Raw genomic sequence first — 25,075 nt, 5'->3', positions numbered from 1 at the left:
TCCGGCCTGCCGCCTGCGGCAGGTCCTCTGCCAAGTTCTGGAGCTCGACCCGCCATGATCAGGATTCGCCCATCGCGCCCGACGGACGTGCCCGCCATGTTCGAGATCTGGCGGGAGGCGGTGCGCGCCACGCACGGATTCCTGACGGAAGAGGACATCCGGTTCTATGCCGTACAGGTGCGGGACCATTACCTGCCATCCTGCCCCTTCTGGGTCGCCACCACGGAAGGCGATGAGCCGAAGGGCTTCATGGGAATGACGGGAGCGAAGATCGACGCGCTTTTCGTTCATCCCTCGGAGCACGGCAAGGGAATAGGCCGGGTGCTCGTCGCCCATGCCGCGTCGCTCGCCGGTGAGCTGACGGTCGACGTCAATGAGCAGAACGCGGGGGCCTGCTCGTTCTACGGGCGGCTCGGATTCCGTCAGACAGGGCGGTCGGAGCTCGATGGTTCGGGAAAGCCGTTCCCGATCCTGCATCTTGCGCGCGCCAGCGCCACGACCTGACGGCCCGACACGAAAAGGGCCGCCTGTCGGCGGCCCTCTTTGGTTACGCGTCCTTGAGGCGTCCCAGCGCCTCTTCCATCTTGCCCTTCCGCGAGAGGGCCTCGTCCCGGCGCTCGCGCTGCTCCTCGACCACCTCTTCCGGCGCCCGCTTGAGGAAGTCCGCGTTTCCGAGCTTCGCGTCGATCTTTCCGACCTCGGCATCGAGCTTCTGGATCTCCTTGGCGAGACGCGCCCGCTCGGCCGCGAGATCGATGACGCCTTCCAGCGGAAGGGCCGCCACCTCGCCCCGGATCAGAAGCTGGATCGAGCTCTTGGGAGCGGCATCGGCCGTGCCGATCTCCGACAGGCGCGCGAGGCGCTTGACGATGTCGCCCCACCGACCGACACGGGCCTGCACATCGGCCGAAGGCGACACGAGCACCAGCGGAATCTGTGCACCTGCCGGAACGTTCGTTTCGGAACGGGCCGAACGCACCTCGGTGACGAGGTCGACGACCCAGCCGATCTCCGCCTCGGCGGCCTCGTTCACGAGCCCCTTGAGCGCCGGCCATGGCGTCAGCGCCAGAATGGTCTCGCGCTTCGGGCCTTCCTCGCCCTTGATCGCCCACAGCTCCTCGGTGAGGAACGGCATGAACGGATGCAGGAGCTTGCAGATTTCATCGAACACGAAGGCGATGGTCGCACGCGTCTCGTCCTTCGCAGGAGAATCCTCGCCCTGCAGCACGGGCTTGGCGAGTTCGAGCGTCCAATCGCAGAAGACATTCCAGACGAAGCGATAGGCTGCGAGCGCCGCTTCGTTGAACTTGTAGGCCTGGATGCCGGTCGCGACCTCGTCCACCGCCTTGGCGCACTCGCTGAGCGCCCATTGATTGAGCGTCTCCTTGACGGAAGCCGGATCGAAACCCTCGACGCGCTTGCACTCATTCATCTCGGCGAAGCGTGCCGCGTTCCAGATCTTGGTCGCGAAGTTGCGGTAGCCCTCGACGCGCTGGACGCTGAGCTTGATGTCGCGTCCTTGCGCGGCCATGGCCGAGAGCGTCATGCGCAGGGCGTCCGCGCCGTACTGCTCGATGAGTTCGAGGGGGTCGATCACGTTCCCCTTCGACTTCGACATCTTCGCGCCCTTCTCGTCACGGACGAGGGCATGGATGTAGACCGTGTCGAACGGCACCTCGTCCATGAAGTGCAGGCCCATCATCATCATGCGGGCGACCCAGAAAAAGATGATGTCGAAGCCCGTCACGAGGGTGTTGGTCGGATAGTACCGCTTCACCTCCGGCGTCTCTTCGGGCCAGCCGAGCGTCGAGAACGGCCACAGGGCCGAGGAGAACCAGGTATCGAGCACGTCCTCGTCGCGCTTGAGCGCCACGTCGCCGCCGTGCCTGGCGCGGGCCTCGGCCTTCGCCTCTTCTTCGCTCATGGCCACGTAGGTGTTGCCCTGATCGTCGTACCAGGCGGGAATCTGGTGTCCCCACCAGAGCTGACGCGACACGCACCACGGCTCGATGTTCTCGAGCCATTGGAAATAGGTCTTCTCCCAGTTCTCGGGCACGAACTTGGTCTGTCCCTTGCGCACGGCACCGAGCGCCCGCTCGGCCAGCGGCTTCACGTTCACGTACCACTGATCCGTGAGATAGGGCTCGATCACCACGCCCGAACGGTCGCCGTGCGGAACCATATGGGTGTGGGGCTCGATCTGGACGAGGAACTCCTTCTCCTCGAGCAGCGCCACGATGCGCTTGCGCGCCTCGGCCCGGTCGACGCCGTGGAGAGCGAGAACGGCTTCGAGCTCGCCCGTCGAGGGCAGATCGGCGAGGAAAGCCTCGTTGCCGGCGAGCTGAAGCTCTGCCTCCGGGCCCAGGATATTGATGAGCGGCAGCTTATGGCGCCTGCCGACCTCGAAATCGTTGAAGTCGTGCGCCGGGGTGATCTTCACCGCACCCGTGCCCTTCTCCGGATCGGAATATTCGTCCGCCACGATGGGGATGCGGCGACCCACGAGCGGCAGGACGGCGAACTTGCCGACGAGATCCTTGTAGCGCTCATCCTCGGGATGAACGGCCACGGCCACGTCGCCGAGCATCGTCTCCGGGCGGGTGGTGGCGACCGTGATGAAGCGGTCCGCCTCCCCCTCGACAGCATAACGGATGTGCCAGAGGCTGCCCTTCACCTCGACCTGCTGGACCTCCAGGTCCGAGATCGCGGTCTGGAACTTCGGGTCCCAGTTCACAAGGCGCTTGTCCTTGTAGATCAGCCCCTGCCTGTAGAGATCGACGAAGACCTTCAAGACGGCGTGCGACAGCCCCTCGTCCATGGTGAAGCGCTCGCGCGACCAGTCGCAGGAGGCGCCGAGGCGCTGGAGCTGCGACTTGATCCTGCCGCCGGATTCTTCCTTCCAGGCCCAGACGCGATTGACGAACTCCTCGCGCCCGAGCTGGCGCCGGTGGATCTGCTGCTCCATGAGCTGGCGCTCGACCACCATCTGGGTGGCGATGCCCGCATGGTCCATGCCCGGCTGCCAGAGAACGTCGCGCCCCCGCATGCGCTCGAAGCGGCAGAGGATATCCTGGATCGTGTTGTTGAGGGCATGCCCCATGTGGAGCGATCCCGTCACGTTCGGCGGCGGGATGACGATCGTATAGGGGCTCGCGTCCTTGCGATCCTGCCGCCCGGCCTTGAAGGCCTCGGCCTCATCCCAGCGGGTTGAAATGCGCGCCTCGACGGCGGCGGGATCGAACGTCTTGTCCATCATGGGTCAGTACCGGCAAGTTGGCGCGCCAAACGCGCGAGCAAGACGGCTACAAACCGGACCGATGCGGCGAAGTCAACCGAAGGAAAACAAACTCAGCGCCGGCTGCGGGTCACCCGCTCGATTTCAGCCTGGACGAGCCGCTCGACGAGAGGCGGAAGGTTGTCGTCCAGCCATGTCTTGAGCATGGGACGCAGCATTTCCTTCGCCAGATCCTCCAGGGTCTTCGGCGCATTCTGCGCCACCGTCGAATCAAGACGCATGAACGCATCCGCGACGGAAGCGTCGGCCTTGCTGGACAGGAGCGGCTCCTCGGCCTCGATTGCCGGAGCAGGGATGATCGGCGCCTTGGCGCTCGAAACCCGCGGCTGAGGGGCCGGCTGCTCGACCTTGGCAACGCTGGGGAAATCCATCACGGGCGCATCGTCACCCATCTCGTCGTCTTCGTCCTCGTCGAAGGCCGTGAAAACAGGCGGTTCCAGCTCCGGATCGGGCAGGATCGGCAGCATTTCGGCAGAGACTTGATGCTCGGTCAGGTCGAGCACGTTCCGCAGGGGCGAGCCCTCACTGGAAGACGCTCCCGGCTGCACGATCTGCAATGTCTCTTGGTCATCAGCGATGATGCGCCGGATGGAAGCAAGTATTTCTTCCATCGAAGGTTCGCTGATCTTTGCGCTTACTGAAGTCATCTGCCCGCCCGCCGCACTCTTTATAGAGTTTAAGAATCACATTCTTACGAATGTCTTAAGTATTTCATAGGCAGGCGGGGAAGCAAGTAGAGCCGGGCGCAACAATCGCGTTGTCGCCCGGATTTTTCAGCGTCCGTCAGGAGTGACCAGGCCACCCCAGAGATCCTTGACCTGATCGAAGTGGATCTTCGGGCTGTAGTGGTTGACGGCAAGGCCGAGGGCACGGGAGTTCAGGCGACCCATGGCCTGGACGACCGCATAGGAGGCGACCACACGGTCGCGCTGGGCCGTGATGAGGTTCACCCGGGCGTTGAGCAGTTCCTGCTGGGCGTTGAGGACGTCCAGGGTTGTGCGCTGACCGACCCGAGCCTCCTCGCGAACGCCGTTGAGCGCGGTCTCGGCAGCATCCACCTGAGACTGGGCGGCGGCAATCTGAGCCCGGGCCGCCTCGAGCTGCCCCCAGGAGGTGATCACGAACGCGCGGACCTGATCGCGAATGGCATCGGCTTCCAGGCGGCGCTGACCGACGACTTCCTTGGCCTGGCGGGTGCTGGCATAGGCTTGGCCGCCGTCGTAGATCGGCACGTTCAGCTGAGCGACCACCGAGGCCGACAGGGCACGGTCGCCTTCGACCTGGTTGTCGTAGCGCTGCGCGACCGTACCGCGCACGCCGAGCTGCGGCGCCAGGGCGCCCTGCTCGATCTTGACCTGCAGCTCGGCCACATCGACCCCATGCAGGGCCGCCTTGATGGCCGGGTGCTCGTTGAAGGCGATCCGGAGGGCGGCATCCACGTTCCGGGGCACCAGCCGGTCCAGCGGACGGCCCGGCGCGAGCTGGCGCGGCTCGGCTCCGACGACCTGCCGGTATTGGGCAATGCTGGCGCGGAGGTTCGACTCGGCCAGGCTGGCCTGGGAGCGCGCAAGCGCCAGGCGGGACTCGGCCTGGGCCACGTCGGTTCGCGTCACTTCGCCGACGTTGAAGCGGTCCTGGGTCTGGCGGAGCTGCTCGTCGATCACCTCGACGTTGTTGCGCTGGAGATCGAGGATCGCCGTGTCGCGCAGCACGTTCATATAGGCGGAGGCCGCATCGAACAGGATGTTCTGCTCGTTGTTGTTGAGGTTCTCGCGCGCCCCGAACACGGACGATTCAGCCTGCCGGACGGAGTTTTCGGTGCGAAACCCGTTGAAGATCGTCTGATCGACCTGCACGCCGACCCCGCGAGGAGTGAGCCTGCTGATCCCTCCTTCGCCTCCCGGACGGGTCACGTCCGAGAAGGTCCGGCCCACATCCGCCGAGGCATTGACCTGAGGACGGTAGCCGGACTTCGCGCGGGCCACGTTCTCGTCCGTGGCGCGAACATTGGCGCGCTGGGAATTCAGGGTCGGATTGTAGCCGTAGGCACGGGCGAGCGCACTTTCCAGGGTTTCCGCGGAAGCCCCCGAAGCCCCCGCCAAGACGAAAGCAGAGGCCATTACGCCGAAGAGAGTCCGGTACTTTTTAAGAAACTGACTGTTGTTCACGCCCACCTGCCCGTCGGCTCAGCGGTCCTCCCGCAGCCCGACCTATGAATTTTCTAATCCAACCCGACTCAAAGCGAAACAATACCCAAGGGGTAAGAGTCGGCAATCGTCTGTGCGGCGGTTAGTAGCGATTAGTGGGGGAGTGGCGCAAAAAAGCGACACTGCCGGCTCCCGTGCCGACCGACTCAGAACGTGAATCCGGGCTTGGCCTGGAACGGCTCGAGCAGAGGAGCGGCGGCATCGAACATGGTGCGCTCGCCGAAAGTGTCGCCGGAACGGACGTAGAGCGTCGCACGAGCGGCACGGCCGCGGCCCTTCACGCAGACCAGACGCCCACCGTCGGCCAGCTGCTCGAGCAGGCGCTCGGGACGCAGCTCGACGGCGCCGTTGATGAGGATGGCCTTGTAGGGGGCATTTTCCGGACAGCCCTGATCCAGGGGGCCGTACTTGACGGTGACACCCGCGACACCGGCAGCGGCAAGGCACTCTGCAGCGGTGGCGGCGAGCCCCTCGTCCGATTCAAGGGCCGTCACCTGTGCGCCCAGGGTGGCAAGAACGGCGGAAGAATAGCCGCGACCGCAGGCCACATCGAGAACCGCGTCCCCGGCCTCGATTCCGAGGGCCTGGATCAGACGCCCCATCACCATGGGCGACAGCATGTAGCGCCTTTCGGCGCCTTTGCTGACGGGAATATCCTGATCGATATAGGCAAGCTCCTCGCGCCCCGGCAGCACGAACCGCTCCCGCGGCACGTCGTCCATGGCATCCAAAAGAGGAATGTCGTTCACATCGAACGTGCGCAGCTGGCTATCAACCATCATACGGCGCGCCTGCGTGAAATCGACCATAGATTGCCTCAGAAGAAATTTTGGAGGCCTCGCCCGGAATCGAACCGGGGTGCAAGGATTTGCAGTCCTCTGCGTAACCACTCCGCCACGAGGCCATCCGGGGCGTGCCGCGAACGCGACGGGTGCTCCATAGCAGAGCCCGCACCAAAAGAGCAACAGTCGCTTTTCGAGATGAGTCACAATCAAGGGACTTGCAACCCGCCCAAGCCCCCGTTATATGCCTCCCCACCGCAGGCCGCTGCGGCATCTGGTTCGCCAGACGCACCGGCCCAGGGAAGCACACCGCGCTTCCTGAAGGTGTGGCGATATTCCGGCGTGGCGCAGCGGTAGCGCAGCGGACTGTTAATCCGTTGGTCGTAGGTTCGAATCCTACCGCCGGAGCCATCCTTCCCATGATAGGACGATCTCCCATCTTCAGCCTCGGCCCTCCCGTTCTGGACGGGTTTTCCGCGTGCCCGGCGGCACTGCGCCGCTGACGGAGAGGACTTTGCCCGCTCCGGCCCTCGTCTGGTTTCGTGACGATCACCGCCTGTCCGACAATCCCGCTTTGACGGCGGCGCTTGCGAGCGGCTCGCCGATTCTGTGTTTCTATATTCTCGACGAGGCATCCGAGGGTTTTCGTCCGTTTGGCGGCGCAGCACGCTGGTGGCTTCACGGTTCTCTCGAAGGCCTGGACTCGTCCCTGAAGGCTCTCGGATCCGAGCTGATTCTGCTGAGAGGTCATGCCCACGACGTCGTGGAATGGCTTGTCCGGGAGACTGATGCTGCCGCCGTGTTCTGGAATCGCCGCTATGCGGCACCGGAAATCGCTGTCGATTCAGCCATCAAAGCCTCGCTGCAGAACAAGGGAATCGCCGTCCGCAGCTTCAACGGCCGGCTCATCCACGAGCCTTGGGAGATCAAGAACCAGGCCGGACGCCCGTTCCAGGTCTTCACTCCTTACCTGCGCGTCGTCCTGTCCAGGGCGATTCCAGTTCCCCTGCCCGCCCCAAGAGCCATTTCCGCCGGACACTGGCCTCCATCCATTCGCCGCGCGCATATCCCCCTTGCGTCGATGGGACTCGAACCTTCCCGACCTGACTGGGCGGGAGGTCTCAGACGCAGCTGGCGGCGGGGAGAGGTCCCGGCTCGGGAGAAGCTTTCGCGGTTTCTGGACACGGCTCTGCGGGGCTATGCGGAGAATCGGGACAGGCCCGCCATGGCCGGCACGTCGCGCCTGTCTCCGCACCTGCGGTTCGGCGAAATCAGCCCGCGGCAGATCTGGCACGCTGTGGCCGCGCGCATTGCGGAAGAGCCCGACCTGGAGCGGGATGCGGCGAAATTCCTGGGCGAGGTGATCTGGCGCGACTTCAGCCACCAGCTTCTCCACGACCACCCCCATCTCCCATCCGCCTCCCACAACGCCCGCTTCGAGCGATTTCCCTGGAGCGAGGACGCGCGGATGCTCGCGGCCTGGCAGCACGGACGGACCGGCTATCCCATCGTCGATGCAGGCATGCGCCAGCTCTGGCAGACCGGCTGGATGCACAACCGGGTCCGGATGATCGCCGCATCCTTCCTGATCAAGCATCTCCTGACCGATTGGCGGCAAGGGGAAGCCTGGTTCTGGGACACCCTGGTGGATGCGGATGCGGCCAACAACGCCTTCGGCTGGCAGTGGACCGCCGGAAGCGGCCCGGACTCGGCTCCGTTCCATCGCATCTTCAACCCGGTCGCCCAAGGCGAGAAGTTCGATCCAGGCGGAGACTACATACGGGAATATCTGCCGGAGCTTGCCGGCCTGCCGGCGGCGCTGATCCACAAGCCATGGGAGGCCTCGCCGGACCTGCTCCGTTCCGTCGGCATCAGGCCGGGAGAGACGTATCCTCACCCCGTGGTGCCGCACGGCGCCGCACGGGAGCGGGCCTTGGAGGCTTTTCGCAGCCTGCGCGTGCCATCACCCTGATTCTCTTTCGGCGAAGAGCGCTTGACCCGCCCGCCCGGTTGCCGTCAGCATCGCGCCGGATCCTCCGGCTGCCTGAACGCCGGTCTCAAGCTCACTACGACGGAACGATGATGACTGCCACGACGCCCCTGTTTCGCGACGATGCCTATGCTTCCTCCTGTCAGGCGACGGTGACCGGCGTCACGCCGGAAGGCGGCGTCGTTCTCGACCGCACGGTGTTCTATGCTCAAGGCGGCGGCCAGCCCGGCGATGCCGGTGCGATTCTTCGCTCCAACGGCGAGCGGATCGCCGTGACGAACACGGTCTACGGCCCCGACCGGTCGCAGATCGTCCATCTGGTTGGAACGGAGGCGGCTTCCCGCATCGTGCCCGGAGAGTCCGTCGAACTTCAGCTCGACTGGGCCAAGCGCTTCAAGCGGATGCGCGTCCACACGGCCCTGCACCTGCTCAGCGTCGTGCTGCCCTACCCGGTCACCGGCGGCGCCATCGGCGACGGGGACGGCCGGCTCGATTTCGATCTTCCCGAAGGAGGGCTCGACAAGGCGGATGTGACCGAGAAGCTCAATGCCCTGATCGCCCGGGACGCTCCGGTCACGGAGCGCTGGATCACCGACGAGGAGCTCGATGCCAATCCGGGCCTCGTCAAGACCATGTCCGTGAAGCCGCCGCGAGGCTCGGGCCGCATCCGCCTCGTGGAGATCGAAGGCATCGATCTCCAGCCCTGCGGCGGCACTCACGTGCGCCGCACCGGCGAGATCGGAACGGTGGCGATCACCGACATCGAGAAGAAGGGCAAGCAGAACCGTCGCGTTCGCATGTCCCTCGTCGATTGAACCCATCAGGAGCAGTTCGATGACGCAGCCCTTCGTTTCCACCGCATGGCTTCAGGAGCATCTGAACGACACGAATCTCGTGGTCGTGGACGGCTCCTGGTATCTCCCGACCCAGAACCGCGATCCGGAGGCGGAATATCTCGCCGGCCACATTCCCGGTGCGGTCCGCTTCGACATCGACACGGTCAAGGACCGCTCGTCGTCCCTGCCTCACATGCTGCCGTCGCCGGAGGAATTCGCGCGGATTGTCGGCGCCATGGGCATTTCAGAGGACATGACCGTCGTCGTCTATGACGGTGCGGGCCTGTTCTCGGCCGCACGGGTGCGCTGGACCTTCCGCGTCTTCGGCGCGAGCAACGTCTTCATCCTGGACGGCGGGTTTCCGGCCTGGAAGGCGGAGGGGCGCCCCATCGAGACCGGCCCGGAGCGGCAGCGCGAACCGAGGACGTTCACGCCCTCCTTCGATGCGGATGCCGTGGCTGACGTGACGGACGTGCAAGCGGCGCTCGGCTCGGATAGCATCCAGGTGGTTGACGCGAGGCCCGCGGACCGCTTCCGTGGCGAAGCACCCGAGCCCCGTCCGGGATTGAGGGCAGGACACATGCCGAAGAGCCTCAACGTTCCTTTCTCGCAACTCGTCGAGAACGGCCGCCTGAAGGACAAGGCGGGCATCGACCAGGCGCTGGAGCAGGCCGGCGTCGATCCCGGCCGCCCGGTCATCGCGAGCTGCGGTTCCGGCGTCTCCGCGGCGATTCTCTCGCTGGCGCTCGAGACTGCGGGACATCCAGCCGGCGTGGTCTATGACGGCTCCTGGGCCGAATGGGGCGCGCGGGAGGACCTACCGGTCGAGACTGACCTGCCACAGAAGCTCTAGAACGGATCGCGCAAGATCCGGCGCAGAAGACGAGTGCTCAACCAAACCGTCACGAGCTCGGGAATAAGAGTGATGAGTGAGAAAGGCAGAAAGCCGATCTGCAAGTGGATGCCCCATGTCCAAAACCAAGCCCAGCTCAACAAGGTACCGAGTTGGCGGCTTGATCGGCATTCAACGTAGACGATCAAGGCATCGGTAAAATAGCAGTTGTGCCCCGCAAGACCCGGTCCAAAGTATGGAAGTGTAAAGTTCACGATGGTTCCGGCGACCAGTGCAGTGATGAACAATAGGAATGAGCCCACCTCCAGAAGGACCAGCACAACACCGCCGAAGGTAACTCCCCAGGGAAAGAGCCGGTACCGAATTCGATGCACCAAGCGCAGTCCCTTTCTTTAATTGCGCAAACCTCAAATATGAAACATCGTTTCAAATACCAGCTATGTCTATTCTTTCGGCTCGGCAAGCGCGAAACGCAAAAGGCCCCGAGACATCTCGGGGCCTTTCGGGTTTCACGCCGTCCGGCGATCAGTGCAGGATCTGGGACAGGAAGAGCCTCGTGCGCTCGTGCTGCGGGTTCCTGAAGAACTCGTCGGGCGTGTTCATTTCCACGATCTGCCCGTAATCCATGAAGATCACCCGATCCGCCACCTGGCGGGCGAAGCCCATTTCGTGGGTCACGCACAGCATGGTCATGCCCTCGTCGGCGAGCCCCACCATGGTGTCGAGCACTTCCTTCACCATCTCGGGGTCGAGCGCGGAGGTCGGCTCGTCGAAGAGCATGATCTTGGGGCTCATGCACAGCGAGCGGGCAATCGCCACGCGCTGCTGCTGGCCGCCGGAGAGCTGGCCCGGGTACTTGTTCGCCTGCTCCGGGATCTTGACCCGGGTCAGGTAGTGCATGGCGACCTCTTCGGCTTCCTTCCTGGGCATCTTCTTCACCCAGATCGGAGCCAGGGTGCAGTTCTCCAGGATGGTCAGGTGCGGGAAGAGATTGAAGTGCTGGAACACCATGCCGACGTCCCGGCGCACCTCGTCGATGCGCTTGAGGTCGTTGGTCAGCTCCGTACCGTCGACGATGATGCGCCCCTTCTGGTGCTCCTCGAGACGGTTGATGCAGCGGATCATGGTGGATTTTCCGGAGCCGGAGGGCCCGCAGATCACGATGCGCTCGCCACGCCGGACATTCAGGTTGATGTCCCGCAGCACGTGGAACTCGCCGTACCACTTGTGCACGTCGATCATCTGGACGGCGGCCTCGGCCTGCGGATCGACGGCTGCGGCGGGGATGTGTTGCGCTGTCATTGTGGTCGCCATGATTGTTAGTGTCTCTGACCTGCCGCAAGGCGCCGCTCGACTCCGAGCGAGTACCGCGACATGCCCCAACAGAAGATGAAGTAGAAGAAGGCCGCGAAGGCGTAGCCCGTGTAGCTGATCGTCGGCGCAGCCCAGTTCGGGTCGATGCGTGAGGCCTCGATGGTCTTGACCAGATCGAAGATGCCGACGATCGCCACCAGCGACGTGTCCTTGAACAGGCCGATGAAGGTGTTGACGATGCCCGGGATCACGATCCGCAGGGCCTGCGGCAGGATGATGAGGATCATCATCTGCGGGTAGTTGAGGCCCAGGGACATCGCGCCCTCGTACTGCCCCTTCGGCATCGCCTGCAGGCCGCCGCGCACCACCTCGGCCATGTAGGCGGAGGCGAAGAAGGCGACGCCCACGAGCGGACGCGCCAAGCGGTCCACCGTCATATCGCCCGGCAGGAAGAGCGGCAGCATGGTGTTGGCCATGATCAGCACCGTGATCAGCGGCACGCCGCGCACGAACTCGATGAAGATCACCGATGCCAGCCGCACGACGGGCAGCTTGGACCGGCGTCCCAGGGCGAGCAGGATGCCGAAGGGAAGCGAGAACACGATGCCCACCGTCGCCACCAGAAGGGTGACGAGGATGCCGCCCCAGAGGGCCGTCGGCACGTGCTCCAGCCCCCAATCGATCTCGACCAGGGCAAGGGTGATGCCGATCACCGCCACGATGCCGATGCCGACGATCAAGCCCGCGCGCATCGACGTCTTGAGTGCGCGTGCCGCCAAGGCGATGCCCGCCACCAGCAGGATGGAAAAGACGATGAAGCCGATCCAGAAGCTGTCGCGGAAGTCCCAGTTTCCGCCGGTCAGCAGAATGTAGGACAGGAGCGGGAACAGCCAGAAGAAGTAGACCGCCCCGAGATCGCGGCGAGGTGCCCTGAGCCAAAGAAGCCAGACGACGCCGATGGCGAGCAGGGCGAAGAAGCCGTCCACCCGCCACCGCTCGGTGGCCGGATAGGAGCCGTAGACGAAGTAGTTGATCTTATCGATCACGAAGGCCCAGCAGGCTCCGACCGGGTGACCGGCCGTCTCCGCACGGCAGGCATCCCGATCCGCTCCGGTCCAGACCGCGTTGATGAAGAGGAACTCCACCAGCGGCGGGATGCTGACGTAGAGCAGATACAGGACCACCAGGGTCAGGATGGTGTTGAACGGGCCGGAGAACAGGTTCTCCCGCATCCAGGCGATCGGCCCGCGCGCCAGATTCGGCGGCGGCGACGCCTCGACGTTCTCGTCACGCACGTAGCGGAACATATCGACGGTAGTGCTCATCGGATCTCCTACCGTTCAACAATCGCCACGCGGCGGTTGTAGATGTTCATGAAGAACGACGTCACGAGGCTGATCGTCAGATACACGCCCATGGTGATGACGACGACCTCGATGGCCTGGCCCGTCTGGTTGAGCACCGTTCCCATGAAGACCTGGACGAGATCGGGATAGCCGATCGCCACGGCGAGGGACGAGTTCTTCGTGAGGTTGAGGTACTGACTGGTCAGGGGCGGAATGATGACCCGCATGGCCTGCGGGATCACCACGAGCCGGAGCGTTTGCCCCGGCTTGAGGCCCAGCGAGCCCGCCGCCTCCGTCTGCCCCTTGGAGACCGCAAGGATGCCGGCGCGCACGACCTCGGCGATGAAGGCGGCCGTATAGGTCGTCAATCCGAGGAGCAGGGCCACGAACTCGGGCAGAACCTGCATTCCGCCCTGGAGGTTGAACGTGCCCTTCTGCGGCATCTCGAAGCTGATCGGGTTTGCACCCGCGAGGGCGAGAACCACCCATGCGGCGACAGGCAGGCCGAGGACGAGCGCCAGAGTCACGAGCCCGACGGGATACTGACGGCCCGTCGCCTCCTGCTGCTTCCTCGCCCAGTAACGGAAGACGGCGGTCGCGACGATCCCGACCGCGAGGGCGGCGAAGACCACCCAGACGTCCGAGGCATAGAGCGGACGCGGCATGAACAGACCGCGGGAGTTCAGGAAGAAGCCGGCGCCCATCTCGACCGAATTGCGCGGCTGCGGCAGAGGCCCGAGGACGGCGATGTACCAGAACAGCAGCTGAAGAAGCAGCGGGATGTTGCGGAGCAGCTCCACATAGACCATCGAGACCTTGGCCACCATCCAGTTGCTGGACAGGCGGGCGATGCCGACGATGAAGCCGAGGATCGTGGCGAAGACGATGCCGATCGCGGACACGACCAGGGTGTTGAGAAGGCCGACGACGAAGGCCTCGCCATAGGTCGAGCCGGCGGCGCTGAACGTGATCAGCGTCTGGCTGATGTCGAATCCGGCTGTATTCTCGAGGAAGCCGAAGCCTGAGGCGATTCTCGCGCGCTGCAGGTTATCGATGGCATTCGTCGCGGCAGCGTAGAACAGATAGCTGACGATGGCGACGAGAAGAACCTGATAGAAGATGCCGCGAACATTCGGGTCGTAAAGGAACGACCTCTTCGGCGACGGTGCCTGGCTGACAGCTGTCTGCACTCAACTCATCCCCTGACGGCGACATACCAGCCGTCGATTTCAATCATTCAAACGTCGTTGTGCCAGGAACTGGCGGCAATCGTTACAACGATAAAGGGGCGTCCGGACATGTCCGGACGCCCCATTCCATACCGCTTAGCGGATCGGAATGCCGTACTGCAGGCCACCCTTCGTCCAAAGGGCGTTCTGGCCGCGCTTGATCTTCAGGCGCGAACCCTCGCCGACATTGGCTTCGAAGATTTCACCATAGTTGCCGACGTTCTTGATGATCCGGTAGGCCCAGTCGTTGGTCAGGCCGATCGCCTCACCGAACTTGCCTTCCGAGCCGAGCAGACGCTTGATCTCCGGGTTCTCGGAGGTCTTCATCTGGTCGACATTGGCCTTGGTGACGCCGAGCTCCTCGGCATTCAGCATGGCATTGTGCGTCCAGCGGACGATGTCGGCCCACTGGTCGTCGCCATGGCGGACCGCCGGTCCGAGCGGCTCCTTGGAGATGATCTCGGGCAGAACCACGTGATCATCGGGAGCGGAGGCGCGCAGGCGCTCGGCATAGAGACCCGAGGCATCCGTCGTGAAGGCGTCGCAGCGGCCGGAATCGTAGGCCTTGAACGTCTCGTCGGAGGTCGCGAAGGCCACCACTTCGTACTTCATGTTGTTCGCACGGAAGTAGTCGGCGAGGTTCAGCTCGGTGGTCGTGCCCTGCTGGGTGCAGATCGAGGCGCCGTCCAGCTCCTTAGCCGAAGAAACACCGAGCGACTTGCGGACCATGAAGCCCTGGCCGTCGTAGTAGTTGATGGTCGGGAAATCCAGGCCGAGCTGCGTGTCGCGCGACATGGTGTGGGTCGAGTTGCGGGACAGCACGTCGACCTCGCCCGACTGGAGCGCGGTGAAACGGTCCTTGGCGGCCAGCGGGATGTAGCGGACCTTGGTCGGGTCATCGAAGATGGCTGCTGCGATGGCGCGGCAGAGATCCACGTCGAGACCGGTCCAGTTGCCCTGAGCGTCCGGAACGCCGAATCCGGCGAGGCCCGTGTTGGAGCCGCAGGTCAGGAATCCCTTCTGCTTGACGCTGTTCAGCGTCGCTTGAGCCGAGGCGCCCGTCGCGAACAGGCTGGCCGTGAGGCCGAAGGCAATCGATACGAGAGCCTTTTTCATGTTTGTATGTTCTCCCACTTTGACGACTTGGCTTGGCATTTCTGGTCCGCCGAGCCGAGTTCCCTGTTAGAGCGTTTCGCCGTTCTTGAACGAAACGTTCTTGGACCTATCACATTCTATGATTGGTCACTGGTCAAGTCTTGATGGGTGCCCTATGGCGCCGGGGTTGACGGCGACCCGGGCCCGGTCTCACATCAGGGCCCCGTCACCAGCCCCTTGAAACGATGTCAAAATTCGCTCCCAAGCCCACAGAACTCGGTGATCGCACCCGCCTGGTCCATGCCGGACGCGATCCGTCGGAACAGCACGGTTTCGTGAACACGCCCATCTATCGGGGCTCGACCGTTCTCTACCCCACGACGGACGATCTCCTGCACCGGCGCGGCCGCTATTCCTATGGAACGAAAGGAACTCCGACCACCGAGGCCCTGGAAAAAGCCTGGACGGAACTGTCGGGCGCCGCAGGGACGGTTCTGGCGCCCTCGGGGCTTGCCGCCGTCACCGTCGCCCTCATGTCCTGCCTCAAGGCGGGCGACCATCTGCTGATGACGGATTCGGTGTACCTGCCGACCCGGCATTTCTGCGAAGGAATGCTGAAGAAATTTGGTGTGGAAACCACCTATTACGACCCGCTGATCGGCGCCGGGATCGAAACGCTGATCCGGCCCAACACCGCCGCTGTCTTTACGGAAGCCCCCGGCTCGCAATCCTTCGAGATGCAGGACATCCCGGCCATCGCCGAGGTGGCGCACCGGCACGGTGCCGTGGTTCTCATGGACAATACCTGGGCCACCCCCCTCCTCTATCCGCCGCATGAGCGGGGCGTCGACATCGCCATCGAGGCCGGCACGAAGTACCTCAGCGGCGGCTCGGACCTCCTCCTCGGAATGGTTTCGGCGAATGAGCGCTGCTTCAAGGCCCTGCGCGCCGCTTACGATGCCTTCGCCATGTGCCCGGGTCCGGAAGACGTGTTCCTCGGCCTGCGGGGCCTGCGCACCATGGCGCTGCGCCTGCGCGAGCACGAGAAGCAGGCGCTCGACATGGCGCGGTGGCTCGAGGCCCGCCCGGAAGTGGCGCGGGTTCTGCATCCGGCCCTGGAAAGCTATCCGGGCCACGACATCTGGAAGCGCGATTTCAAAGGCTCGTCGGGGCTGTTCTCGGTGATCCTGAAGCCCTGCTCCGACCGCGCGCTGGCCGCCATGCTGGATGGCCTCGGCCTCTTCGGCATGGGCTATTCCTGGGGTGGATTCGAGAGCCTCGTGATCCCCTTCGACTGCTCCACCTACCGCACCGCGACGCAGTGGAAGCCCGGCGGTCACGCCCTGCGCTTCCATATCGGCCTGGAGGACCTCGACGATCTCAAGCGCGATCTCGATGCAGGCTTCGCCCGGCTTCGGGAAACGGACGCGAAAGCGGCCTGAGTGGCCCGGGGGCTGGGCCGAAAGGGCCTAGCCCTCCGCCCCTTCGGCGATCCGAGGCTCGGCCTTCTTGGAGCGGGCCTCCTTCGCAATCAGCATCAGATTGCGAACATAGATGAAGACCGACAGCGCCTGGCCGAAAATGATGACGATGTCCCGGCGGGCAAAGCCATAGACCAGGGTCATCAGCCCGCCTGCGATCGACAGGAACCAGAAGCCCACAGGAATGACGCTGCGGTCCGCCCTCTCGCTCGCGATCCATTGCACGATGAACCGGGCTCCGAAGACCAACTGAGCCAACACGCCGAAAGCCGCCCACACGTCGAAGCGGGCGATGACCACATCGTAGAAGTACAGGCCGAGGTCGTGCGACAACCGCATCAGCATCAGTTGATCTCCTGAGCGACCGGCACGCGGCGACGGCGGCGGATCAGCCACCAGACGCCTGCCAAGTCGAGAATTCCGACCCAGAGGCGGTCGAAGAGCCCGTAATTCGATTGCCCCGCATGGCGCGGCCGGTCCACCACGTCCACATGGGCGATGCCGTAGCCATCGCGCTTGATCAGCGCGGGCATGAAGCGGTGCAGGGCATCGAAGTAAGGCAGCCGCAGATAGACGTCACGCCGGAAGGCCTTCAGGCCGCAGCCGGTATCCCGGGTCCCGTCCTTCAGGATCCTGCCGCGCACCCCGTTCGCGATGCGCGACTGCCACTTCTTGTAAGATCCGTCCTTGCGCCCCACCCGCTGACCGGCAGCGAGGCCGGTGGCGGGATCGTCGAGGGCCGCCACCAGCTTCGGGATGAAGGCGGGATCGTTCTGTCCGTCCCCGTCCAGGGTCACGACGATCGGGGCATGGGCCGCATAGACTCCCGTCCGGACGGCTGCGCTCTGTCCGCAACTCGCCTCGTGCCGGACCAGCCGCAGCCAAGGCCGGGTCGCGCGGGCGCCGAGAACCTGCTCGACGGTGGCATCGGTCGAGCCGTCGTCGACGTAGATCACCTCGAAGGAGCCCAGAGGCGCGCAGGCCTGCTCGATCTCCTCCACCAGGGGAAGGATGTTCAAGGCTTCATTCTTGACCGGAACGACCACGCTGATACGCGGTGCCGAGGGAGTGTGGGTCATCAATTCATGGCCTCGAGGCCACCTCTACAAGCAGTGCGCCAGCCTCAGAAGCCGGTTGCGTAGGCTCCGATGTCGAGCCGGCGCCCGCTGTTGATATTGAACCCTGCGACGCGCGTCGAGAGCGACGGCCTCAAACCAAGGCGCGCATTTTCAGCCCGGAACTCGTCCTCGAAACGTCTCTCGACGAAGACGAGGCGGCAGCCGCCCTGCTGCAGGAAGGCCGAGGCCTGGGCCCCGGTTTCGAGCATGTCGAGGTTCGCTCCCGTCAGGAAGACCAGACTGGGCTCCCGGTAGCCGAGGGTCGCGACGCGCGGATTCTCGCAGGCGAGGTTGCGCGCCACCTCCGCCAGCCGCGGCGAAGCCTTGAGGGAGCGCAGATCGAGCTGGGTCAGCCCGAATACGCCGATGGCAAGGAATACGGCCGAAGCGAAGCTCGCCCAGACGGAGCCGATGACCCGGTTCCTCACGAAAAGCCGCCAGGCATAAAGCGCTGCCAGCGACGACAGGACCATCAGCGGCAGACCCCGATAAGGTAAGGCGCCATCGAAGGTCCAGGCGACCGCCGACAGGCCGATGGTGAGGCCGACCGGGATGAACGGGATCAGGATCGTCGCGAACTTGGCCGCGGGCCGATGGGGACCGACGAAATGGCGGGAGACGGCCATCACCGTCACAATGGCGACCGCCGGGAAGAGCGGCATCGTGTAGTGCGGCAGCTTGGTCGGCACGATCTCGAAGACGAGCCAAGCGGGGACGATCCAGGCCAGGGCAAACGCGACCGGCTCCTCTTTCCGGTGGATCCAGGCGAAGGGCACCGCGATGGCCGCGAGGATGGCTCCCGGCCAGAACGTGGCGAAGAAGGAGAGCAGATAGAAGCCGGGAGGGGCCCAGTGATAGGTCTGCGCCGTACCGACCTTGCCCAGCATGTCGTGGCCCACAGAGGCCGAATAGAAGGCTCCGCCGCTCTTGATCGCGATGGCGACGAACCAGGGCAGCACGATCAGAAGTGTGATCAATCCGCCGAGCCAGGGCCGGAGCGTCAGCAGCCAGCGGGCCGAGCGCTCCCGATAGGCGAGCACGGCGGCGGTCAAGCCGACGAACATCAGGATGAGAGGCCCCTTGATGAGGATGCCGCCGGCGATGCCGAGCCAGAAGATGAGAAGGGTCCGCCGCGGCAGGACGCCGGCTCCCCGGCTGAGATAGGCCCGCGCCAAGCCGCCCATGGCCGCAACGGCGCAAGCGGCGAGGGCCGCATCCGTCTTGGCGAGTCTCGCCTCCACCATGAGGATCACCGATGTCGCCATGAGACCGGCGGCCAGGAAGGCTCCGCGTCGGCCGAGGAAGGCCAGGGAGGCCCAGTAGGTCAGCAGAACGGTGGCGAGGGCGCCCAGCAGGGACGGAATCCGGTAGAGGGCGATGGTGGTCCGCGCCTCGGGGACTCCCAGCGCCTCCCCGGCGGCCACGGCCGCACTCTGCATCCAATAGATTCCGACCGGCTTCTTGTGACGCGCCTCATCCTGAAAGCGGATATCCACGAAGTCCCCGGTCTCGAGCATCTGCTTCGAGGCCTGGGCATATCGCGGCTCGTCCCTGTCCATGGGCTGGAGGGAGGCGAAACCCGGCAGGAAGCACGCCAGCGAGAGCAGCACGAGGATGAAGCAGAGGCGGGCATGGCTCCGCTCGGCGACGCTTGTCAGCTGGGCAGCGGACAAATGACGCAAAGACAACCGCTGCTGTGAGACGAAACCGTCCATCAAAAGCTCCGGAGACGGAAGATGTCCTTATCAAGAGAGCAATCTACAGGCGAAACACCCTTGAAGGGCGCTGATGTCCTCCAAACCCACAGCGAAGTCAAATTGACGGAAGGTAGCGGCCGGAAATCCCTCCCTGTCCGCGGAAAATCCCCCTCGACGAAAGCTGCGCTCAAGCTCTATACGAAGCCCAACCTATATAAATAGAGGGGGCAGACGAGATGACCTTGCACAGGACAACCCTGGGCGATCGCCTTTGCGCGACCACGTGCCTGGCCGGACCGGTGGGGTCGAGCCTTATCCCCTTCCTCTTCGTCCTCGCCAGTCTCGCCCCGGCCCAGGCTGTCGTTCTCAACGACAAGGCGGCGAACGAGGCCGGCGGCATCGGCAACTACTACGACCGGGATAACGTCTACAGCAGCGTCGCAGCCTTGGTGACCGGCGGCGGCGCAAACTGCACGGGCAGCCTCATCAACGCCCGCACGATCCTGACGGCAGCCCATTGCGTGGAGCACGGTCCGGGCCAGCTCTATATCTCCAACGACAATACCTATATCAGCTTCTCCCCGATCGCGACGCAGCCGAACCCGAACAACAGGCTGATCAGCGGAGTCGCGGCCCATGCGCAGTACAACCACGGGCCTCTCAACAACGACATCGCCCTGATATCCCTCGCCGCTCCGGTCACCGACCTGACCCCGGTGAAGCTGGTCAAGGCAGGCGATCCCCTCCCCCCGGTGGGCACCGTCATCCGAATGGTGGGCTACGGAGCCTCCGGCACCGGCTCCAACCCTCCCTACCGGGATACCGGCCCCTACGACGACAAGCGTCGGGTCGGCGAGACCCTCTTCGGAGGCTATCTGACGGGAGAAGAGGCCGGGATGACCGGCAACAAGCAGCGCTACATCATGGGCCAGTTCGAGGATCCGGCCCATCCCGACGATCCGGTCGGTCCGCTTCCGCATCTCCAAGCCGGCGCCGCTCCTGGCGACAGCGGCGGCCCGCTCTTCGTGGTGACGGAGGGGGGCCTGGTCCAGATCGGCGTCGCGGACTGGGTCGTCAACTACGATGCGCCGCAATTCGGCTATGGCAGCGTGACGGGCTGGACCTCCGTCGCCGATTATCTGAGCTGGATCGACCAGCACAATGCCCTGCGCCAGGTTCGGGCACGGGCGGGCGATCATGTCTGGAGCGACCGGTCCGCCTGGAGTGACACGGCCACGGGATCCGGCGCCGTACCGAACAACAGGGACGGCCATTTCAGAGGGGCCGGCGCCATCGGGCGCTACTATCAGGTCGCGCTGACGCAGCCCGGCACGATGACCCTCGACATGAACGCGACCATCGACAGCCTGTGGATCGGTGGCGAGCAATCGGCCCTTTCCCTGCCCCGTGGGCGTGAACTCGCGGCGATCCTCGGCACCGAGCTTTCCGACGGGCGGCTCGCCGTCGACGGAACTCTCTCGACGGGCCTGCTCGATATCTCCGGCGGAACCCTCAGCGGAACCGGCCGGATCGTCACCCCCTTCGGCGTGGCGAACAAAGGCGGCGTCGTGGCCCCGGGCTCCGCGACCGCTCCGGGTGTGCTGACCGTTCAGGGTCGTTATGTGCAGACCGACATGGGCATTCTCGCCATCCGGGTCCGCGACGGCGACTCCAGTCGCCTTTCCGTGGAGCAAACTGCCACGCTGGGCGGCACCCTCCACGTCAGTGGCCGCGTCGATCCCCTGCACCAGAACACGACTGCGCAGATCCTAACGGCAGGTGCCGTCGAGGGCCGCTTCGCCCGGGTGACGGACAGCTTCGCATTCTTCGACCCGTCGCTGACCTATGGCTCCCGCGCGGTGACCATGAACCTCGCCCGCAATGGTCTGGCCTTTGCCGATATCGGCCTCACCGGCAATGAAAGGGCTGCGGGCGCGGCGGCGGAAGCTCTCGCGCCCACCCATCAGGTCTATGGCGCAATCCTGCAGCTGGATGAAACGTCCGCGCGCGGTGCTTTCGGAAACCTCGCAGGCGATATCCATGCCTCGGCACGCGGCGTTCTGCTCGACACCAGCCGCTATGTGCGTGACGCGGCGACGAACCGCATGCGCCAGACCTTCACAGGCGACGGCTCCCTTGCCTCCCTGTCGGCTCCCCCCGGCACCGTTCAGACGCCTCATGGAACGACCGTCGGCCTGTGGGGACAGGGTTTCGGCTCCTGGGGCAGGAACACGGACAGGGCACATGCAGGCATCGACACTTCGACAGGAGGCTTCCTCCTCGGCGCGGACTCGCTGGCGGGAGACGGGTGGCGCGTCGGCATCGCGGGCGGGTACAGCCAGACCAGCTTCGATACGGACCGGACGGTCTCCTCGGGCACCAGCGACAATTACCACGTCGCGGCCTATGGCGGCGGGCAGTGGGGACCGCTCGGCGTCCGCCTCGGTTCGGCCCTGAGCTGGCACAGCATCGGCGTGAATCGGCAGGTCGTCTTCCCGGGCTTCTCCGACACCCTGGTCAGCGACCGGGACGGGCGCACCGCGCAGATCTTCGGCGAGGTGGGATATGGCCTTGCCTTGGGCACTGCCGCCCTCGAGCCCTTTGCCGCACTGGCTCATGTGAACCTGCACACGGACGGCCTCACGGAAACCGGTGGGGCAGCGGCCCTGAACGCAAGGGGCGGCAGCGCCAATACGACCTTCTCGACTCTCGGCGTCCGGGTGGCGAACCGGATCGCCCTGAGCGAAACGACGGCCCTCACGGTCCGGGGCACCCTTGGCTGGCGCCATGCCTTCGGCGATGTGGAGCCTGCGGCTCTGATGACCTTTCAGGACGGCGCATTCCCCTTCAGCGTTACCGGAGCGCCTGTTGCGCGCGATGCTCTCGTCGTGGAGGCGGGTCTCGACCTCGCGGTCGGCCCTGCCGCAACCCTCGGCGTGAGCTATTCCGGGCAGATCTCCGGGAGAACGCAGGATCAGACTGTCAAGGGCGACCTGACCTGGAAGTTCTGAAGGCACGCCGTCCGGCCGCCGCTCGCACCCTTCGGGTTGGCGGCGGTCACACGGAGATCATGAACAGAATCCGCCCGGCATCGTCCGTGATGACGGCGGTGGATTCGGGCCGTCCCTCGAGCGAACGGAGCGCATTGCTCCACTGTTCCTTGGCGGCCGCCGCCTCCATGCCGCGGGCGCCCTTGAGGCTGGGCAGCTCCATGCCGCTGTAATCCCAGACGATGTGCCCTTCGTGGGCGAGGTGGATGTAGTAGCGCGGCATGTTTTCTCTCCGGTTGTCGCCGGCATCTACGTCTCAGACCAGGGCGAAGTCGATCTTGACGAGGGTCTCCTGGTCGATGGAGGCGACCTGATCGGCCTGAACGTCCACCTCGAAACCCTCGTCGAGAGCCTCGATGTTCAACCGGGCATCCTGCTCGGCATCGACCTCCTGCTGGATGACGGCCTCGACCTTGACCGTGTACCGCTCCTCCAGGTCATCCTCGATGTCGATGTCCACGTCGGCATCCTGATCCATGACCAGATCCTGGACGATCTGGAGATCGTTTTCGCCGAACCCGTCGTAGAAGTTGAAGACGACGTTCGTATCCTGATCGACCTCGATGACGTCGCGCAGGAACAGGTCCACATACAGCACCCCGTCATCGTCATAGATGTTGAGGTCGAGTTCAGTCTGCTGGCTGATGAACATCCGCTGGTCGATGGAGATGGCGAAATGCCCGTTGCCGTCGATGTCGATGCTGACGTCGGCATCCTGATCCATGGTGATGCTCTGATCCACATGGAAGCGGGCGACGATCGGACCGATATAGCCCTGGACCAGAATGGTGGCGTCCTGATCGACGTCGGCGATCTGGGTCACGGTAATATCATGGCCGTCATCCTCCGCCTCGACCGGAAGCCCCGGCTCGGCGGCCGGGACCTCCTGTGGCGGGGCGCCATCGGGCTCCACCTCATCAACAGGCTCATCAACGAGGGTTTCCTCGCCGGCTGGACCATCCCCGTCGGAGGAAGGCCGATCCCCCTCGACGGACGTCCGATCCTCCCCGGCGTCACTCGCCGCGGCCGAGCTCTGTTGCCCCTGCTCCCGTCCGCCGGAGCCGCTCCCGCCCGACACCGATGTCTTGGCGACCGTCGACTCGAAGACCTGAGGATCGCCCCCATGGGATGGTGCCGTGATGGCCGATCCATCCGCGGCTCCCGAGTTCTGGTCGGCCTGCGCGCCTCCGCTCGACACCGGCAGGTCCTGCTTCGGCAGCGGCGCATCGCCTGTATCGCGGACCGCCAGCCCCGGAAGCTTCATGGCCTCCGGAGCAGGAGATTCGGCCGCAACGGGAAGCGGCTCGAAACCGGGACTCTGAACGGGACGCTCCCCTTCCTCCTCAGCGACCAATCCGAACTCGTCAGGATAGGCCTCAAGGAATGGCAGCAGATCCCGGAATCCTCTGTCGAGCGGAGCCATGAAGCCTCCTCGTGGCCCTGCCGGGCCCGCTGGTGTGTCCCAGCTGATGATGGCAAAGGGTTAGCCGGACGCTAGACATCATTTTGAGGAGCCCGTGCAGCGGACACCACCCGGAGGATTTAATCTCAGGCGTCACGGCATCCGACACTCGACGCGCAGTTCAACCGCAGTAGAAATCTGATCCGACTAACATACCGTAATATGCGTATTCCCAATTCATGCTTTCATCCTGAATACTTTCATATATAAAGAAGAATATAAACAAACTTGGCAGTTTCGCAGGGCTTAATTCTTTCTATATTTTTAATTCAAACGGGTAATATCCGAATCATCCCATCTGTGGTGTCCTATCCGGCCTCTTAGGTTTGTAGTCATCCTTGCGCGGTTCTTCCCGGGATAGCCGCGAGGTGGAGTTCTTGTCCGGTTCAGTGCCTGCTGCGTCAGCGTTGCGCCTGAATAATCGGGGCGTCCTCGTCGGACATGATCAAGCAAGGCAAAGCAGGGAATTGCCATGCCAATGTCGCATTCAGCCTCAGATTCCCATCCGGATGAAAACAGCAAGGACCTCATCATCCTCATCGATGAGGAGACGTTGACGCAGGACTGTCTCGCTGAAGCCATGAGGAGCGCCTTTCCTCAGGCGATCATCCTGGGAACGCCGACCATCGACAAGCTCCCGCGCCCCAACGGAACAAGCGTCGCGCTCATTCTGCTGAAGACGAAGCCGTATCCGTTGCCCAGAGATGGACTGGCGAACGACATCAGGTCCATCGCCCGGTACTTTCCCAAGGTGCCGATCGTCGTGATTACGGCCTGCGACGATGCTCCCCATGTCGGCATCGCGATGGCTGCCGGGGCGCAAGGGGTCATACCTGTTACGGCATCCCTCAAGATCGCAGTCGCCGCCCTGCAGCTGGTTCTGGCCGGCGGCACCTATTATCCTCAATCGGTCATCGACAGCGCACGCCTGAACGCGGGCTCGCGCGATTCCGATCATGGCGTTACGGAAATGCCTTCGCACATCCGCGAATCCGATCCATCCCACAACGCTGCCGATCACGGTCTATCGGCAGACGGGGGCACCGAGCACCACGATCCGGACGAGCACGGCGGTCTCTTGGTGACATTCACGGCGCGGGAGACCGATGTATTGGCGGCCCTGCAGATGGGGCGGTCCAACAAGTGGATCGCCCATCACCTGAACCTCTCGGAGAATACCGTGAAGGTCCATATCCGGCACATCATGAGAAAGCTCCGGGCCACGAACCGCACCGAAGCGGTCGTCCTGTCCCAGCACCGCCCGCCGGATTCCAGCGGGCGCTAGACCGCAGATCGAAAGCTCCTCTCCTTTTCCCAACC

21 protein-coding genes and 2 tRNA genes are annotated in these 25,075 nt (G+C 64.3%); 8 read left to right on the top strand and 15 right to left on the bottom strand.

Features of this window, described 5'->3' with window-relative positions:
- Positions 1-54 precede the first annotated feature (54 nt).
- The gene (locus tag LGR44_RS16340; protein ID WP_226741774.1) at positions 55-504 is read left to right on the top strand and encodes an acetyltransferase; all 450 of its coding nucleotides are present in this window, start codon (positions 55-57) and stop codon (positions 502-504) included.
- A 43-nt stretch (positions 505-547) separates the two neighbouring features.
- On the opposite strand, the gene LGR44_RS16335 is transcribed toward LGR44_RS16340, so the two are convergent.
- The 5 genes from LGR44_RS16335 to LGR44_RS16315 all read right to left on the bottom strand — a co-directional run bounded on the left by LGR44_RS16335 (position 548) and on the right by LGR44_RS16315 (position 6,406).
- Positions 548-3,256, bottom strand: a complete 2,709-nt coding sequence (locus tag LGR44_RS16335) for a valine--tRNA ligase (protein ID WP_226741773.1) — start codon at positions 3,254-3,256, stop codon at positions 548-550.
- 92 nt (positions 3,257-3,348) lie between these two features.
- Positions 3,349-3,906, bottom strand: a complete 558-nt coding sequence (locus tag LGR44_RS16330) for a PopZ family protein (RefSeq protein ID WP_226741772.1) — start codon at positions 3,904-3,906, stop codon at positions 3,349-3,351.
- Positions 3,907-4,068: 162 nt separating this feature from the next.
- Positions 4,069-5,415 carry a TolC family outer membrane protein gene (locus LGR44_RS16325; protein ID WP_226741863.1) on the bottom strand — a complete coding sequence of 449 codons (1,347 nt, stop codon included), beginning with the start codon at positions 5,413-5,415 and terminating at the stop codon, positions 4,069-4,071.
- Positions 5,416-5,648: 233 nt separating this feature from the next.
- Positions 5,649-6,311 carry a protein-L-isoaspartate O-methyltransferase family protein gene (locus LGR44_RS16320; protein ID WP_226741771.1) on the bottom strand — a complete coding sequence of 221 codons (663 nt, stop codon included), beginning with the start codon at positions 6,309-6,311 and terminating at the stop codon, positions 5,649-5,651.
- A gap of 21 nt (positions 6,312-6,332) precedes the next feature.
- Positions 6,333-6,406, bottom strand: a tRNA-Cys gene (locus tag LGR44_RS16315).
- A 214-nt stretch (positions 6,407-6,620) separates the two neighbouring features.
- On the opposite strand from LGR44_RS16315, the gene LGR44_RS16310 reads away from it, so the two are divergent.
- The 4 genes from LGR44_RS16310 (at position 6,621) to sseA (ending at position 9,963) form a co-directional block, all read left to right on the top strand.
- Positions 6,621-6,695 (top strand) — tRNA-Asn (locus LGR44_RS16310).
- 103 nt (positions 6,696-6,798) lie between these two features.
- Positions 6,799-8,256: a cryptochrome/photolyase family protein gene (locus LGR44_RS16305; protein WP_226741770.1), complete on the top strand. Its 1,458-nt coding sequence runs from the start codon at positions 6,799-6,801 to the stop codon at positions 8,254-8,256.
- Between the two features lie 38 nt (positions 8,257-8,294).
- On the top strand, positions 8,295-9,089 hold the full coding sequence (locus tag LGR44_RS16300) for an alanyl-tRNA editing protein (protein WP_226741769.1): 795 nt from the start codon (positions 8,295-8,297) through the stop codon (positions 9,087-9,089).
- Between the two features lie 19 nt (positions 9,090-9,108).
- Positions 9,109-9,963, top strand: a complete 855-nt coding sequence (gene sseA, locus LGR44_RS16295; protein ID WP_226741768.1) for a 3-mercaptopyruvate sulfurtransferase — start codon at positions 9,109-9,111, stop codon at positions 9,961-9,963.
- On the opposite strand, the gene LGR44_RS16290 is transcribed toward sseA, so the two are convergent.
- The 5 genes from LGR44_RS16290 to LGR44_RS16270 form a co-directional block, all read right to left on the bottom strand.
- Positions 9,960-10,340 carry a hypothetical protein gene (locus tag LGR44_RS16290; RefSeq protein WP_226741767.1) on the bottom strand — a complete coding sequence of 127 codons (381 nt, stop codon included), beginning with the start codon at positions 10,338-10,340 and terminating at the stop codon, positions 9,960-9,962. The two genes, sseA and LGR44_RS16290, sit on opposite strands and share 4 nt — an antisense overlap.
- Before the next feature lie 148 nt (positions 10,341-10,488).
- Complete coding sequence (locus tag LGR44_RS16285; RefSeq protein ID WP_226741766.1) at positions 10,489-11,265, bottom strand: amino acid ABC transporter ATP-binding protein; 777 nt, start codon at positions 11,263-11,265, stop codon at positions 10,489-10,491.
- A gap of 17 nt (positions 11,266-11,282) precedes the next feature.
- Positions 11,283-12,602 carry an amino acid ABC transporter permease gene (locus LGR44_RS16280; protein ID WP_226741765.1) on the bottom strand — a complete coding sequence of 440 codons (1,320 nt, stop codon included), beginning with the start codon at positions 12,600-12,602 and terminating at the stop codon, positions 11,283-11,285.
- 8 nt (positions 12,603-12,610) lie between these two features.
- On the bottom strand, positions 12,611-13,813 hold the full coding sequence (locus LGR44_RS16275) for an amino acid ABC transporter permease (RefSeq protein ID WP_226741764.1): 1,203 nt from the start codon (positions 13,811-13,813) through the stop codon (positions 12,611-12,613).
- 135 nt (positions 13,814-13,948) lie between these two features.
- Complete coding sequence (locus LGR44_RS16270; RefSeq protein WP_226741763.1) at positions 13,949-14,968, bottom strand: amino acid ABC transporter substrate-binding protein; 1,020 nt, start codon at positions 14,966-14,968, stop codon at positions 13,949-13,951.
- Between the two features lie 224 nt (positions 14,969-15,192).
- Here LGR44_RS16270 and metC point away from each other — a divergent pair, with 224 nt between their 5' ends.
- Positions 15,193-16,389 (top strand): cystathionine beta-lyase, encoded by a 1,197-nt coding sequence (gene metC, locus LGR44_RS16265; RefSeq protein WP_226741762.1) that lies wholly within the window; start codon positions 15,193-15,195, stop codon positions 16,387-16,389.
- Positions 16,390-16,416: 27 nt separating this feature from the next.
- On the opposite strand, the gene LGR44_RS16260 is transcribed toward metC, so the two are convergent.
- Genes LGR44_RS16260 through LGR44_RS16250 form a run of 3 tightly spaced genes read right to left on the bottom strand, consistent with a single transcriptional unit; the run spans position 16,417 to position 19,261 of the window.
- On the bottom strand, positions 16,417-16,773 hold the full coding sequence (locus LGR44_RS16260; protein ID WP_226741761.1) for a lipid-A-disaccharide synthase N-terminal domain-containing protein: 357 nt from the start codon (positions 16,771-16,773) through the stop codon (positions 16,417-16,419).
- Complete coding sequence (locus LGR44_RS16255; RefSeq protein WP_226741760.1) at positions 16,773-17,507, bottom strand: glycosyltransferase family 2 protein; 735 nt, start codon at positions 17,505-17,507, stop codon at positions 16,773-16,775. The genes LGR44_RS16260 and LGR44_RS16255 overlap by 1 nt, the downstream gene beginning before the upstream one ends.
- Before the next feature lie 44 nt (positions 17,508-17,551).
- Entirely contained in the window at positions 17,552-19,261 is a 1,710-nt protein-coding gene (locus tag LGR44_RS16250; protein ID WP_226741759.1) for an ArnT family glycosyltransferase, read from the bottom strand.
- A 224-nt stretch (positions 19,262-19,485) separates the two neighbouring features.
- On the opposite strand from LGR44_RS16250, the gene LGR44_RS16245 reads away from it, so the two are divergent.
- The gene (locus LGR44_RS16245) at positions 19,486-22,254 is read left to right on the top strand and encodes an autotransporter family protein (protein WP_226741758.1); all 2,769 of its coding nucleotides are present in this window, start codon (positions 19,486-19,488) and stop codon (positions 22,252-22,254) included.
- 46 nt (positions 22,255-22,300) lie between these two features.
- Here LGR44_RS16245 and LGR44_RS16240 read toward each other — a convergent pair whose 3' ends face one another.
- Positions 22,301-22,516 carry a DUF6894 family protein gene (locus LGR44_RS16240; protein ID WP_226741757.1) on the bottom strand — a complete coding sequence of 72 codons (216 nt, stop codon included), beginning with the start codon at positions 22,514-22,516 and terminating at the stop codon, positions 22,301-22,303.
- 33 nt (positions 22,517-22,549) lie between these two features.
- Positions 22,550-23,716 (bottom strand): hypothetical protein, encoded by a 1,167-nt coding sequence (locus tag LGR44_RS16235; RefSeq protein ID WP_226741756.1) that lies wholly within the window; start codon positions 23,714-23,716, stop codon positions 22,550-22,552.
- 517 nt (positions 23,717-24,233) lie between these two features.
- On the opposite strand from LGR44_RS16235, the gene LGR44_RS16230 reads away from it, so the two are divergent.
- Entirely contained in the window at positions 24,234-25,040 is an 807-nt protein-coding gene (locus LGR44_RS16230) for a response regulator transcription factor (RefSeq protein WP_226741755.1), read from the top strand.
- The last annotated feature ends 35 nt before the right edge of the window (positions 25,041-25,075 follow it).

It is taken from the genome of Microvirga lenta (genome assembly GCF_020532555.1).
GTDB classification, from domain to species: Bacteria; Pseudomonadota; Alphaproteobacteria; order Rhizobiales; family Beijerinckiaceae; genus Microvirga; species Microvirga lenta.
This window is presented reverse-complemented; position numbering and strand designations above follow the sequence as displayed.